The organism is Amycolatopsis kentuckyensis (assembly GCF_041679295.1).
GTDB lineage: Bacteria > Actinomycetota > Actinomycetes > Mycobacteriales > Pseudonocardiaceae > Amycolatopsis > Amycolatopsis kentuckyensis_A.
Map to the genome: position 1 here is coordinate 726868 of NZ_JBGDMD010000005.1, position 12922 is coordinate 739789.

Below are 12922 nucleotides of genomic sequence, written 5' to 3' on the forward strand. Positions count from 1 at the left end.
GGGCGGACCACCGCGGCCGACCCGCGCCGCACCGGCTCGCCAAAGGTCTTGAATGAGTCATTCAGGTCTTCGGAGGTCCTGAATGACTCATTCAAGACGTTCCCGGAACCGGCACCGGGTCAGACTGGCGTTGCGTAGACCGCCACCCGGGGCGAATCCATCCCGGCGAAGTCGTGGCTGCCGTCGCTGGTGATGAGCCGCAGCTCCGGGCCCGTTCCCTCCGGGGCGACCAGCGAGCTGTCCGGTTCGTCCGGCGCGAACGTCTCCGTCCGGCGGACCGTGAACCGAGCTTCGCGGCCTTCGTCGTCGCGGACCAGGACCGCCGCGCCGGGCCGCAGGGTGCCGAGGCGGGCGAACGCGCCGCGCGAGAACCCGAACCCGGCGTGCCCGGACAGCACCGCCACGCCCGGGGCGCCCGGGGCCGGTCCGTCGGCGAACCAGCCGACGCCGAGCGCCGTGCCGGGCTGCTCGCGACGGCCGGCGACGTGGCCGAGGTCGACGAGGTGGTTCACGGCGAGCCCCAGGTCGGGGATCACCAGCGCGGTCGGCAGGACGCCCGTCGCGGGCCGGTCCGCGGCCGCCGCGCCGGGGGCCGTCGAGGCGGCCGGCGCGAGCACCGTCGTCACCCCGAGCAGGACGCAACCGAGCCCGGCCACCACCGCGAGCACGGCGGCGGCCGGACCGACGAGCTTCCCCTGCCGCACGCCGGTAAGTCGGGACCGCGGGAGCGGGCGTTACCGAATCGTGTCCGGAAGTGGTCCGGTTCACTCGATCGGGCCCCCCACTGTGACCTTCATGTCAACAAGGCACTTCCGGACGAGGTAAATCCGACATTTCCCGGCGAACCGAGACGAACTCCGGCAGAATTACCGGTTTCGACCTGTCGAACTGGGGTTATCCACCGGGGCGGAAGCGAGGTGCGCCGAGTCGTGCGAAAAATCGAAGAACCCGCGGTGGGCGTACTGGACGTCGGATCGTTCAGCGCCCGCCTGGTCGTGGTCCCGGTGGACGGCTCGCCGCGCGAGCCGCTGCTGAACCACCAGACGCGGCTGCGCCTCGACCGCGCGCTCGACGACCGCGGCCGGCTCACCGACCGCGGCATCGCCGACGTCACGGCCGCCGTCGCCGCGGGCATGACGGCCGCCTACCGCCACGGCGTGAGCGACGTCTACCCGTTCGCGACGTCTTCGATCCGCGACGCCGCCAACGCGGCCGACGTCGTCCGGCACGTCGCCGGTGAAACCGGCGTCGAGCTGCGGTTCCTCTCCGGCCGCTGCGAAGCCGAGCTGACCTACCTGGCCACCCGCCGCTGGTACGGCGCGGAGGCCGGCCCGCTGCTGGTGCTCGACATCGGCGGCGGCACGGTCGAACTCGCGGCCGGCCGCGGCGACCAGGCCACCTTCGCGCGGTCGCTGCCGCTGGGCGCGCGGTCGATGACCCGTGACTGGCTGCCGGGCGAGCGCGTCTCGACCAAGCAGGTCAAGGCGCTGCGCGCGCACGCGCTCGACGTCGTGACCACCACGCTCGGCGCCGCGGACGTCGACGACCCGACGGTCGTCGGCTGCTCGAAGGTGCTGCAGCAGCTCGCGCGGCTGGCCGGGGCGCGGCCGAACAAGTGCAAGGAGCTGCGGCTCGAAGACCTGCGCGCCTGGATCCCGCGGCTCGCCGGGCTGCCGCCGTCGAAGCGCGCGAAGCTGCCCGGCATCTCGCGCAGCCGCGCGCACCAGGCGCTCGCGGGCGCGATCGTCGCGGAGGCGCTGCTGACGGTCGCCGGCGGCAAGGTCGCGATCTGCCCCTGGTCGACCCGTGACGGCCTGCTGCTCACCCTGCAGGACCGCGCGCGGGAGAAGGCGGCCAACGGCGTCGCCGCCTGACCTCTGGCCGTGGCGGGGAAAACCGGGTATTCCGGAGAGCATGAGCGAGCAGCAGCGCATCCACGCCCTGGACGACGAAGACGAAGAACTCCCGAAGCTGCCGAAACCCGGTCAGCTGACGCACGACGTGCCGACCGCGCCCGACCCGGACGTCAGCCCGGGCGGGACCGAGGAGATCCCGGCCCCACCCGGGCGGGAGGCCGCGAGCGACCTCCCGCAGTGACGGCTCAGCCGTAGTAGACCTCGCTGATCGGGTTCGCCGGTTCCGCGTACTGGCGCACCTTCTCCGAGTCACGCCGCATCGGGGCGCGGCCCGGCGGCTGCACCGGCGGCTCGCCGGCGTCGATCTTCGGGATCGCGAACCGGCCCGGCTCCGCGGTGAGCGTGATGCGCTCGCCGTGGTGCAGCACTTCCAGCGGGTCGCCGTCCAGCACGTGGTAGGTCGCCTGGTCGCGGTCGATCTCGACCTGGAACCGCGTGCCGCGGAACATCAGGCGGAAGGTGATCCGGTCCAGCTGCGCCGGCAGCCGCGGCGCGAACGCCAGCGTCCCGCCGTGGTCGCGCAGGCCGCCGAAGCCGGCCACCGCGCCCTGCCACGCCCCGGCCAGCGACGCCATGTGCAGGCCGTTGCGCACGTTGTTGTGCACGTCGTGCAGGTCGGTCAGCGCCGCTTCGGCGAGGTAGTCGTAGGCCAGGTCAAGGTGCCCGACCTCGGCCGCGACCACCGCCTGCGTCCCCGCCGACAGCGACGAGTCACGCACGGTCCGGGCTTCGTAGTAGGCGAAGTCGCGGGCCTTCTCCTCCGGGCTGAACGAGTCGCCGCACAGGTGCAGCGCCAGCACCAGGTCCGCCTGCTTCACGACCTGCTTGCGGTAGAGGTCGAAGTACGGGTAGTGCAGCAGCAGCGGGTAGTGCGCGAGGTCGGTGTTCTCGTAGTCCCACTCGTCGTGGTCGAGGAACCCCTCCGACTGCGGGTGCACGCCGAGCTCCTGGTCGTACGGCAGGTACATCGCCGCGGCGGCCGCGCGCCAGGTGTCCAGCTCGACGGTGTCGACGCCGAAGTGCGCCGCCACGTCCGGGTGCCGCTCGCACGACTCCGCGGCGGCCAGCAGGTTCCGGCGCGCCATCAGGTTCGTGTAGACGTTGTTGTCCGCCACGGCCGAGTACTCGTCGGGCCCGGTGACGCCGTCGATGCGGAAGTCGCCGTGCCGGTCGTGGTGCCCGAGCGACGCCCACAGCCGCGCGGTTTCCAGCAGCAGCTCGGTGCCGTAGTCGCGTTCGAACTCCTCGTCGCCGGTCGCGTTGAGGTACCGCAGGACGGCGTCGGCGATGTCCGCGCTGACGTGGAACGCCGCCGTGCCCGCCGGCCAGTACGCCGAGCACTCGGCGCCGTTGATCGACCGCCACGGGAACGCCGCGCCGCGCAACCCCAGCTGGTGCGCGCGTTCCCGCGCTTTGTCCATTGTGGAATGCCGCCAGCGCAGGGCGTCGCGCGCCGCGTCCGGCATCGTGTAGGTCAGCACCGGCAGGACGAACGACTCGGTGTCCCAGAAGGCGTGCCCGTCGTAGCCCGGCCCGGTCAGGCCCTTGCCGGCGATCGCGCGGCTTTCGCCGCGGGCCCCGGCCTGCAGGAGGTGGAACAGCGCGAAGCGCACCGCTTGCTGCAGCTCGGGATCGCCCTCGACCTCGATGTCCGAGGTGGCCCAGAAGTCGTCGAGGAACTGCCGCTGCTCGGTGACCAGGCCCTTCCAGCCGGTCTGGCGCGCGCCCGCGAGCGCGGCCTCGACCTGCGACCGCAGGGCGGGCACCGAGCGCTGCGCGGACCAGCCGTAGGCGAGGAACTTCGTGATGCGCAGCCGCCCGCCCTTCGGCACGTCGACCGCGACGGTGAGCCGAGCGAGGTCCTCCTCGGAGTGGATGCGGGCGCGGATCCCGTCGTCCACCTCGATCTTGTGGTCCATCGCCGCGGCCATCCGCAGCCCCGAGCGGCGGGTCTGGTGCACCAGCACGGCGTTGTAGTCCGACGCGCGGTGGAACTCGCCGACCAGCGGCGAGTTCAGCGCGGCGGCCACCCGCGGGTCGCTGGTGTCGGACTCGATCGGCTCGTTGGCCAGCAGGTCGGACTGGACGACCAGCTGCAGGTCCTCGTCGAGCGGCTCGACCTCGTACCGGATCGCGGCGATCGCGCGCTGGGTGAACGACACCAGCCGCTCGGTGCGCACTCGCACGCGCCGCCCGGTCGGCGACGACCACTCGGTGGTCCGGCTCAGCGTGCCCTTGCGGAAGTCGAGCACGCGGTCGTGCGCGGTGGCCGCGCCGTAGCGCATGTCCAGCGGTTCGTCCTCGACGAGCAGCCGGATGATCTTCCCGTCGGTCACGTTGACGACGGTCTGGCCCTCTTCGGGGTAGCCGTAGCCCGCTTCGGCGTAGGGGAGTTCGTGCTGCTCGTAGAAGCCGTTGAGGTAGGTGCCGGGCAGCCCGCGCGGCTCGGCTTCCTCGAGCGTGCCGCGCAGCCCGATGTGCCCGTTCGACACCGCGAACGCGGACTCGGTGCGCTGCAGCGCGTCGACGTCCATGCCGCGCCAGCGCAGCTCCCACGGCGAGCACTCGTAGCCGCGGGGTTCTTCTTCGGTCATCAATCCTCCAGCAGGTCGGCGAGGTCGTCGACGACGATGTCGGCCCCGTGCGCCTTCAGCTCGGCGGCCTGGTCGGCCCGGTTCACACCCACGACGTAGCCGAAGCCGCCGGCCTTCCCGGCCTGGACCCCGGACTGGGCGTCCTCGAACACCGCCGCGTGCGCGGGTTCGACGCCGAGCGCCGCGGCGCCGGCCAGGAACGAGTCCGGCGCGGGCTTGCCCTTGAGTCCGCGTTCGCGGATGACGAGCCCGTCGACGCGGGCTTCGACGTACTTGCTCAGGTCCGCCGCGTCGAGCACCTTGGCGCCGTTCGCGGACGACGTCACCACGGCGATCCGCAGGCCGGCGGCCTTGACCGCCTCGAGGTAGCGGATCGAGCCGGGGTAGGGGTTGACGCCCCGTTCGTCGATGATCTTCAGGACCAGTTCGTTCTTGCGGTTGCCGACGCCGTTGACGGTCGGGGCGTCCGGCGGATCGTCGGGGGTGCCTTCAGGCAGCTCGATGCCGCGCGAGCGCAGGAATTCGCGGACTCCGTCGGCACGCGGGCGGCCGTCCACAAAGGTCGCGTAGTCCTGGGCGGTGAACTCACGGAAGTCAGCACCGTCGCGGGCGCGCAGGAATTCGTCGAAAGTCCGTTTCCAGGCTTCGCTGTGGAGTACGGCCGTACCGGTGAGCACTCCGTCGAGATCGAACAGGCACGCGGTGATGGTCTCGGGCAATCCCGTCATGCGAGCACGCTACCGGTCACCCCGATCGGGGGTGGGCTCCTGGGGGTGCGGGCGCACCCGGTGGATGAGTTCGTGCACGGTCGCGTCCGCGAGCCGGTAGCGCACGACGCGTCCGGTGCGCTGCGCGGTGACCAGCCCGTGCGCCCGCAGCAGCCGCAGGGCCTGCGACACCGCGGTGTCGGTCATGCCGGTGACCGCGGCGAGGTCGGTGACGCTGATTTCGCGGGCGTAGTGGATCGAGACCAGCAGCGCCAGCCGGGACGGGTCGGCCACGACGGAGAAGCGCTGGGCCCACTCGTCGATGACGGCGCGGTCGCCCAGCCCGTCGACCGCCGCCGCGACGCGTTCCGGGTCGATCAGCTTGCGGTCGGTGCTCACCCCCGGATGATTCCACCCGGCCCGCGGGCGGACCACCGGTGGCCTGGGTCACGCCGCGCTTGACGGCGGCGGCCGCGCGGGCGAAGCTGCGATTAAGACAGTTGTCATAGTCGAGGAGCCGGGATGACCGACGTCGAAGCGCAGGTCCGTTCGAAGACCATCACGTGGCAGGACCCCCTGGCGACGGCCCGGCTCGGCGCCACCATGTCGGGGTTCGACTACCTGACCGCCGTCGCCGAGGGCCGCGTCCCCGGCCCGCCGATCGCCGCGCACTTCGGGCTGCGCTGGGAGCACATCGGCCACGGCGAGGTCGTCGCGGTCGCCGAGCCGGACGAGTCGCTGTACAACCCGATCGGGATGGTCCACGGCGGGGTCGCGGCCACGATGCTGGACTCGGTGGTCGGCTGCGCGGTGCACACGACGCTGCCGGCCGGCGTCGGCTACTCGTCGGTGGAGCTGAAGGTGAGCTACCTGCGCGCGATCCACGCGGGCCGCGGCGAAATCCGCGCGACCGGCCGCGTCGTCAAGGAGGGCTCGCGGATCGCGTTCGCCGAAGGGGAGATCCGCGACGCCGAGGGCAAGCTGCTGGCCACGGCGTCGGGGACGTGCGTGATCACCCGCTCTGCTTGACGTCCCAGTGCTCGACGAGCAGCCCGTCCTCGACGCGCACGATGTCGACGACGGCCGTGCCGGCCACGTGCAGGTGCACCACGACGAGGTCGTTCTCCGCGACGACGTGCTCGATTTCCGCGGTCGCGCCGGCCAGTGGTGAGTTCTTGACGGCGTCGGCGAAGGCGTCGCGGCCGTTGGGCAGGCCGGGGCTGTGGGTGACGAAATCGGGGTGGAGCGCGGCTTTGGCTGCGTCGAAGTCCTTGTGTACGAACAGGTTCTCGAGGCAGCCTAGGACGATTTTGCGGTTTTCGTTCATGCGCCCATGGTCGGCTGCCGGGGCTCCGCGGTCGATTACGTCAGGGGTAATCAGCTGGGGAGCCTAAACGGCACCCACGCGGCGGTCGAAGACCAGCCCTTCGGCCGCCCGCAGCCCCACACTGATCGCGCCGGTCAGCACCGCGTCCTCGCCCAGCTCGCCCTGGACCACCTTCGGCACCAACGGCGTGAACGCCCGCAGCGCCCGGTCCAGCGGCTCCAGCAGCAGGTCCGCCGCGGTTCCCATCCCGCCGCCCAGGACGATCAGCTCCGGGTCGATCACCGCCGCGACCGAGGCCACCGTGTACGCCAGCCGGTCCGCCTCCGCCTCCAGCGCCTGCTTCGCCAGTTCGTCGCCCTCGCGGGCCAGGCGGAACACCTCGCGGGCCGATTTCGCCGTGCCCAGGCCGAGTTCGCGGGCGCCGCGGACCACCGACTGGGCCGCCGTCGCCTCCTCCAGGTGGCCGCGGGCCGGCGGCGTGCCGTCCTCCGACGACGACCGCGTGCGGCCGTAGGGCAGGTAGCCGATCTCGCCGGCCGCGCCCGTCGCGCCGCGGAACACCCGGCCGTCGACCATCATGCCCATGCCGACGCCGGTGCCGATCGTGATGCAGCCGAACACCGACGCCCCGCGCGCGGCGCCGCTCTCGCCCTCGCCGACCGCCGTCAGGTTCGCGTCGTTCTCCACCATCAGGTCCGGGCCCAGCGCGGCCTCGAGGTCGTCGATCAGGCCCGCCCGGCCCCAGCCCGGCAGGTTCGGCGCGTGCCGGAAGCAGCGCTTCTCCGGATCGGCGACGCCGGGGGAGCCGACCACGCGGACAACGATGTCGGCGGCCGACAGCCGTGCCTCCGCGACGGCCGAAGCCGCGATCTTGCCGACCGCCGTCACCAGCGCGGCGCCGGAGCGGGCGGTGTTGCGTTCGTCGCGGCGGGCCACGATCCCGCGGCCGAGGTCCGACACCGCGACGCGGATGTGCTCGCGCCCGATGTCGACGCCCAGCACGTACCCCGCGGTCGGGTCGGCCTCGTACAGCACGGCCGAGCGGCCGGTGCCGGTCGACGTCTGCCCGGTCGGGCGCGCCAGCCCGGCGGCTTCGAGTGCCAGCAGGGCCTGGCTCACCGTCGGCTTCGACAGCCCGGTTTCCTTCGCCACCTGGGGCCGGGTCGCGGCCCCGCTGCGGCGCAGCAGGTCGAGCACCGCCCGCTGGTTGATCTTGCGCATCCCGGCGGGGGTCCCGACCGTTGGAGCATCTACGCCGGCCACCCGTGCCCGCCTCCACTCGTCCTCGTGCTTCCTGCCACGCTAGCCGTCCGCGCCCCGGTTTCGCCGGAATACGCCCGCTTCGGGACCCGTTGACCGGGGCATGAGCACTCCGGTACGCGGCCGGGTCCGCGTGGCACAAGGCGCGAAGCGGGTACGGGTGTTCCTCGGCGGGCAGGTCGTCGCGGACACCGTGCACCCCCTTCTGGTGTGGGAAGTCCCGTACTACCCCACGTACTACTTCCCGCGCGCGGACGTCGTGAGCGGCGTTCTCGCCCCCTCCGGCCGGACGTCGCACTCGCCCAGCCGCGGAGAAGGTGTTCTGTCGACGATAAAGGTTGGCCGAGCCGAGGCGGTGGACGGCGCGCTGGAATACCCGGATTCGCCGATCGACCAGCTGCGGGACCACGTCCGCTTCGAGTTCGGCGCCTTCGACTGGTTCGAAGAGGACGAACAGATCTTCACGCACCCGCGCGACCCCGGCGTGCGCGTCGACATCCTCCCGAGCTCGCGTCACGTGCGGATCGAGGTCGACGGCGTCACGGTCGCCGACACGGTGCGGCCGCACCTGCTGTTCGAGACCGGCCTGCCGACCCGCTACTACCTGCCCCGCGTGGACGTCCGGATGGACCTGCTGGACAAGATCGACACCGTGACGCACTGCCCGTACAAGGGCGCCGCGGAGCACTTCGACGTGAGCGGGCACGAGGACCTCGCGTGGAGCTACCCGACGCCGCTGCCGGAGAGCACCCGCGTCGCCGGCCTGGTGGCGTTCCTCGACGAGAAGGTCGACGTGTTCGTCGACGGTGTGCGGCAGGACCGGCCGAAGACGAAGTTCGCCTGAGCCCCCACCTCGTATAACGGCCTATACGTCAGGCCGCGTGCCGGCCGTGGGCCTGGCGCCGGAAGACGCGCGGCCGCGGCCGGGCCGCCGGGGCGTCCACAGTGGACCCCGACACGGTCGGGCCGCCGCCGTCGTCGGCCGTCGCCGCCGGGAGCGGTGCGCCGCCGTGGTCGCGGTGACCTCGGTGGACCGCCCACAGCAGCACCAGGCCCGCCACCACGAGGACGTGCGTCGCGAGCCGGGCCAGCGTCACCTGGCCCGCCGCCAGGTCACCCGCCGACAGCACGAGCAGGACCCCGACGAACCCGGCCAGCACCGGCAGCTGCCCGCCCGCCGTCTTCGGGCGCAGGACCGCCGTCAGCAGGCCGATGCCGATCGCCAGGTTCCACGCGCCGCTCTCGTGGCCGAGGTGGGCGGCGCCGTGCCCGCCGTCCGTGCCCAGCAGCTGCGCGAACGCCAGGCCGAGCTGCCCGATCGCCACCAGGGCCAGCGCGATCCGCGGCCCCCAGCCCTCGCCGGACGGTGCCGGCGTGCCCTCGAGGATCGCCGCCGTGAGGTCGGGGACCGGCGGGGCCGCGCGCAGCACCATCGCCCGGCGCAGGCCGGACGCGGCCGCGAACCACTCCCGGCACGCCGCGCAGGCCTCCAGGTGCCGGTCGACGCCCACCGGCTCGTCCTCGCCGTCCAGCCGCGCCGAAAGCCCTTCGCGGCACTCCTCGCACTTCACCTCCCAGTAGTCGGACGGCGGGTCCCGCCGGTTCCCGGTTACTGCTAGGTTCCGGACCATGACCCGCGGTGAAGACGACGAACGCGTCACGGGCTTGGCGATGGCCGCCGGCCGGGGCGACCGGCGTGCCCTCGAAGAGTGGGTCCGCGAGACGCAGGCCGACGTCTGGCGCTTCCTCGCCCACCTGACCGATGCTGCCGCGGCCGACGACCTGACGCAGGAGACCTACCTTCGCGCCTTCGGCAGCCTTCGCCGCTTCGCCGGACGCTCGTCGTCCCGGACGTGGCTGCTCTCCATCGCGCGCCGGGTCGTCGTCGACCAGATCCGGGCCGCCGGCGCCCGCCCGAAGATCGCCGACACCGACTGGGAAGCCGCCGCCGAGCGCACCCGCGATCCCGCGGCCGGCTTCGAGGAGCTCGTCGAGCTGGGCCTGCTGCTCGACGGCCTGGAGCCCGAGCGGCGCGAAGTCCTCGTGCTGACCCAGGTCCTCGGCCTGTCCTACGCCGAGGCCGCCGACGTCTGCGGCTGCCCGGTCGGCACCGTCCGCTCCCGGGTCGCCCGCGCCCGCGACGACCTCATCCAGGCCCGGCGGGCCCGGGGTACGGGCTAGCGGACGCCCGGACCGTAGCGCCGCGCCATCCCGACGAGCCACTCCCGGCCCACCGGGTTGGCCGTGTGGACGCGCACTTCCGGTGGCCAACGGTCGTTTTCGCACAGCCACAGCACCACCGGGCGGGTCGTGTCGTCGCCGCCCAGGTCATGGTCGAGGGAGATCGCCGTGAACTCGCCGGCGGCGAGCAGCTCGATCGCCGCGGCGCTCGTCTTCGCCCACGTCCAGCCCGGCGGGGCCGGCCGCAGGTCGTCCACCCAGAGACCGGTCATGCGGCGAGCAGTTCGCGGGTGCGGGCCTGCTCCGCGGGTGACCCGAACGGCATCACCAGCAGCTCGGTCGCGCCGGCGTCTTCGAGCGACTTCACTTGCCGGCGCACGGTTTCCTCGTCGCCGACGAGGACGCTGTCCGACACGCGTGCGTATCCATCGCGGTCCAAAATGGACCGATAGGCGGGCACCTGTGCCGCCGCACCGTAGGTCTCCTCGACCCACGACCGGCGTTCGTCCACTTCGGACGTCACGCAGATCAGCTGGCCGGCGACCACGCGGCCGTCGCCCAGGGCCGGCACCACGAACTCGCCGATCGCCCGCGGGCCGGCCCACGTCGTGATCACGCCGTCCGCCAGCTCGCCCGCCAGCCGCGTCGAGCCCGGGCTCACCGAGCCGACCAGGACCGCCGGCCGGGCCGCGCCGGGCGTGGTCAGCCCGCCGGACGCCGTCAGCGCTTCGCCGTGGACGTCCGCCTTTTCCCCGCGCAGCAACGGGTTCAGCGCTTCGAGGTACTCGCGCAGGTGCCGCAGCGGGCGGTCGTAGGAGTACCCGAACTCCTGCTCGACGATGTGCCGATGACTCAGCCCGACGCCGAGGTGGACGGGCACGCCGGTCGCGGCCTGGACGGTCAGCGCCTGCGCGGCCATCGTGATCGGGTGGCGCGGGTACGTCGGCACGACGCACGTCCCCAGTTCCACGCCGGTCACGCCGAGCGCGGGCAACGCCGTGAGCGCGTCCCAGCCGCCGCGCTGTGCCAGCCAGAGCGTGCGGTAGCCGAGCTTCGCGGCTTCGCGCGCCTGCGCGCGCATGCCGTCGAAGCCGACGCCCAGTTCGTCGATCAGGATGCCGGTGCGCATGGTGTCCTCCCAGTTTTTCAGTACGCGCGCTCGAGCTGCTTCCGGTCGAGCGCGGCGGATTCGGTGAACAGCGCGACCACCCGCGGTGCGACAGCCCGCAGCCGCATCGTCGAGACCGCGACCGGCTCGAAGGCGTGCGCGATGGTGTCGGCGATCAGGGCGGGGGTCGGCGGGGGAGCACCGACGAGGAACCCGTGCAGCACCGCCCGGTAGGCGACGGCGAGCTCCCGGGCCGGCCGGTCGGTGCGCAGCAGGTCGTTCTCCGCCAGCAGTTCGAGGTACTCGACGAACGCCTCGTCGTGGCGCGGGTCGAGCTTGGCGTGCAGCTTCGGCAGGAGCTTCCCGAGCGTGTCGGCGTCATCGGCGTACCCCGCGCGCAGCAGCGGCCGCCCCAGCACGTTCGCGTACTGGACCTCGGTCAGCCGCGACAGCCGCGCGGCGAGCGGGTCGGCGTCGACCGCCCGGACGAGGTCTTCGATGCTGCGCACGGACTCCCGCAGCAGGACGGCGAGGAACAGCTCTTCGCGGTTCTTCCAGTGCAGGTAGACGGTCCCCTTGCCGACACCCGCGCGCTCGGCGACGTCCTCGATCGTCGTCCGCCGGTAGCCGGCCCGCAGCAGCAGTCCGGCGGCCGCGTCGAGGATCCGCTCGGCCCGTTCGGCGCGGTCTTCGGCAGGAGGCATGCGGTCATCATATGACCAAGTTCGAAATTTGGTCAAACGTCGGGCCGGAAAGGGCGGGACGCGCGCAGCGCCCCGCCGCCGGGCCTCAGGAGTCCGAGGACCGCTTCCAGAGGTTGATGTCCGCGTCGGTCGCGTGCCCGTCGATCTCGGTCAGCTCCTCGGAGGAGAAGTCGAGGTTCCCGAGCGCGCCGACGTTGTCCTCCAGCTGCTTCACGCTGCTGGCGCCGATCAGCACCGACGTCACGCGGCTGTCGCGCAACGCCCACGCGAGCGCCAGCTGCGCCAGCGACTGGTCGCGCCGGGAAGCGATGTCGTTGAGCGCGCGGACGCGGTTCAGGCGGTTCTCGTCGAGCGTGTCCGGGTCGAGCGACTTCCCCTGCGCCGCGCGCGAATCCGCGGGGACGCCCTTGAGGTACTTGTCGGTCAGCAGTCCCTGGGCGAGCGGCGAGAACGCGATGCAGCCGGCGCCCACCTCTTCGAGGGTGTCCAGGAGGCCGTCCTCTTCGATCCAGCGGTTCAGCAGCGAGTACGACGGCTGGTGGATCAGCAGCGGCGTGCCGAGCTCGCGCAGGAGCCGTGCGGCCTCGGCGGTCCGTTCCGAGCTGTAGGACGAAATCCCGACGTAAAGCGCTTTCCCGGCACGGACGGCGGCGTCGAGCGCCCCGACCGTCTCCTCCAGCGGCGTCTCGGGGTCGAAGCGGTGGGAGTAGAAGATGTCGACGTAGTCCAGGCCCAGCCGGCCGAGCGACTGGTCCAGTGAGGACAGCAGGTACTTGCGGGAGCCCCACTCGCCGTACGGGCCGGGCCACATGTCGTAGCCGGCCTTTGTCGAGATCACCAGCTCGTCGCGGTAGGGCTTGAAGTCGGTGGCCAGCAGCCGCCCGAAGTTCTCCTCCGCCGAGCCGTAGGGCGGGCCGTAGTTGTTGGCCAGGTCGAAGTGCGTGATTCCGAGGTCGAACGCGCGGCGCGTGATGTCGCGCTGGGTCTGCAGCGGCCGGTCGTGGCCGAAGTTGTGCCACAGCCCGAGCGAGATCGCGGGCAGCTTGAGCCCGGAACGCCCGCAGCGGCGGTAGGGGATCGTTTCGTATCGGCCGGAAGCGGCAACGTAGGTCACGCGGCCGATGC

16 protein-coding genes are annotated in these 12922 nt (G+C 72.5%); 5 read left to right on the forward strand and 11 right to left on the reverse strand.

Features of this window, described 5'->3' with window-relative positions; translation table 11 throughout:
* Positions 1-119: 119 nt before the first annotated feature.
* A complete protein-coding gene (locus ACERZO_RS24175) occupies positions 120-704 on the reverse strand; it encodes a class F sortase (RefSeq protein WP_372666993.1) in 585 nt (194 codons plus the stop codon).
* Between the two features lie 225 nt (positions 705-929).
* Between ACERZO_RS24175 and ACERZO_RS24180 the strand changes: the two genes are divergently transcribed.
* Positions 930-1874, forward strand: a complete 945-nt coding sequence (locus ACERZO_RS24180) for a Ppx/GppA phosphatase family protein (protein WP_372666994.1) — start codon at positions 930-932, stop codon at positions 1872-1874.
* 40 nt (positions 1875-1914) lie between these two features.
* Positions 1915-2097 carry a hypothetical protein gene (locus ACERZO_RS24185; protein WP_372666995.1) on the forward strand — a complete coding sequence of 61 codons (183 nt, stop codon included), beginning with the start codon at positions 1915-1917 and terminating at the stop codon, positions 2095-2097.
* Between the two features lie 4 nt (positions 2098-2101).
* Here the strand turns inward: ACERZO_RS24185 and ACERZO_RS24190 are convergent, their stop codons facing one another.
* From ACERZO_RS24190 to ACERZO_RS24200, 3 genes are read right to left on the reverse strand one after another with little or no spacing between them, the layout of a single operon-like run.
* Positions 2102-4510, reverse strand: coding sequence for a glycoside hydrolase family 65 protein (locus ACERZO_RS24190; RefSeq protein ID WP_372666996.1), 2409 nt, complete (start codon positions 4508-4510; stop codon positions 2102-2104).
* Positions 4510-5238 carry an HAD family hydrolase gene (locus ACERZO_RS24195; RefSeq protein ID WP_372666997.1) on the reverse strand — a complete coding sequence of 243 codons (729 nt, stop codon included), beginning with the start codon at positions 5236-5238 and terminating at the stop codon, positions 4510-4512. Before ACERZO_RS24195 ends, ACERZO_RS24190 begins: the two co-directional genes overlap by 1 nt.
* A gap of 9 nt (positions 5239-5247) precedes the next feature.
* Positions 5248-5616: an ArsR/SmtB family transcription factor gene (locus tag ACERZO_RS24200; RefSeq protein ID WP_372666998.1), complete on the reverse strand. Its 369-nt coding sequence runs from the start codon at positions 5614-5616 to the stop codon at positions 5248-5250.
* A gap of 123 nt (positions 5617-5739) precedes the next feature.
* Here ACERZO_RS24200 and ACERZO_RS24205 point away from each other — a divergent pair, with 123 nt between their 5' ends.
* On the forward strand, positions 5740-6246 hold the full coding sequence (locus tag ACERZO_RS24205; RefSeq protein WP_372667000.1) for a PaaI family thioesterase: 507 nt from the start codon (positions 5740-5742) through the stop codon (positions 6244-6246).
* Here the strand turns inward: ACERZO_RS24205 and ACERZO_RS24210 are convergent.
* Together ACERZO_RS24210 and ACERZO_RS24215 are read right to left on the reverse strand one after the other, a co-directional pair.
* Positions 6230-6544 (reverse strand): nuclear transport factor 2 family protein, encoded by a 315-nt coding sequence (locus ACERZO_RS24210; RefSeq protein WP_372667001.1) that lies wholly within the window; start codon positions 6542-6544, stop codon positions 6230-6232. The genes ACERZO_RS24205 and ACERZO_RS24210 overlap by 17 nt on opposite strands.
* Positions 6545-6607: 63 nt before the next feature.
* Complete coding sequence (locus ACERZO_RS24215; protein ID WP_372667002.1) at positions 6608-7765, reverse strand: ROK family transcriptional regulator; 1158 nt, start codon at positions 7763-7765, stop codon at positions 6608-6610.
* 142 nt (positions 7766-7907) lie between these two features.
* Here ACERZO_RS24215 and ACERZO_RS24220 point away from each other — a divergent pair, with 142 nt between their 5' ends.
* A complete protein-coding gene (locus ACERZO_RS24220; protein ID WP_372667003.1) occupies positions 7908-8648 on the forward strand; it encodes a DUF427 domain-containing protein in 741 nt (246 codons plus the stop codon).
* Between the two features lie 28 nt (positions 8649-8676).
* Here the strand turns inward: ACERZO_RS24220 and ACERZO_RS24225 are convergent, their stop codons facing one another.
* A complete protein-coding gene (locus tag ACERZO_RS24225) occupies positions 8677-9435 on the reverse strand; it encodes a hypothetical protein (protein WP_372667004.1) in 759 nt (252 codons plus the stop codon).
* On the opposite strand from ACERZO_RS24225, the gene ACERZO_RS24230 reads away from it, so the two are divergent.
* Positions 9434-9985, forward strand: a complete 552-nt coding sequence (locus tag ACERZO_RS24230) for a sigma-70 family RNA polymerase sigma factor (RefSeq protein WP_372667005.1) — start codon at positions 9434-9436, stop codon at positions 9983-9985. The two genes, ACERZO_RS24225 and ACERZO_RS24230, sit on opposite strands and share 2 nt — an antisense overlap.
* Here the strand turns inward: ACERZO_RS24230 and ACERZO_RS24235 are convergent.
* The 4 genes from ACERZO_RS24235 to mgrA form a co-directional block, all read right to left on the reverse strand.
* Positions 9982-10257: a cyclic-phosphate processing receiver domain-containing protein gene (locus tag ACERZO_RS24235; protein ID WP_372667007.1), complete on the reverse strand. Its 276-nt coding sequence runs from the start codon at positions 10255-10257 to the stop codon at positions 9982-9984. The genes ACERZO_RS24230 and ACERZO_RS24235 overlap by 4 nt on opposite strands.
* Positions 10254-11114, reverse strand: coding sequence for a TIGR03564 family F420-dependent LLM class oxidoreductase (locus ACERZO_RS24240; RefSeq protein WP_372667008.1), 861 nt, complete (start codon positions 11112-11114; stop codon positions 10254-10256). Before ACERZO_RS24240 ends, ACERZO_RS24235 begins: the two co-directional genes overlap by 4 nt.
* Before the next feature lie 17 nt (positions 11115-11131).
* Complete coding sequence (locus ACERZO_RS24245) at positions 11132-11797, reverse strand: TetR/AcrR family transcriptional regulator (RefSeq protein WP_372667009.1); 666 nt, start codon at positions 11795-11797, stop codon at positions 11132-11134.
* 85 nt (positions 11798-11882) lie between these two features.
* Entirely contained in the window at positions 11883-12911 is a 1029-nt protein-coding gene (gene mgrA / locus ACERZO_RS24250) for an L-glyceraldehyde 3-phosphate reductase (RefSeq protein ID WP_372667010.1), read from the reverse strand.
* Positions 12912-12922 lie beyond the last annotated feature (11 nt).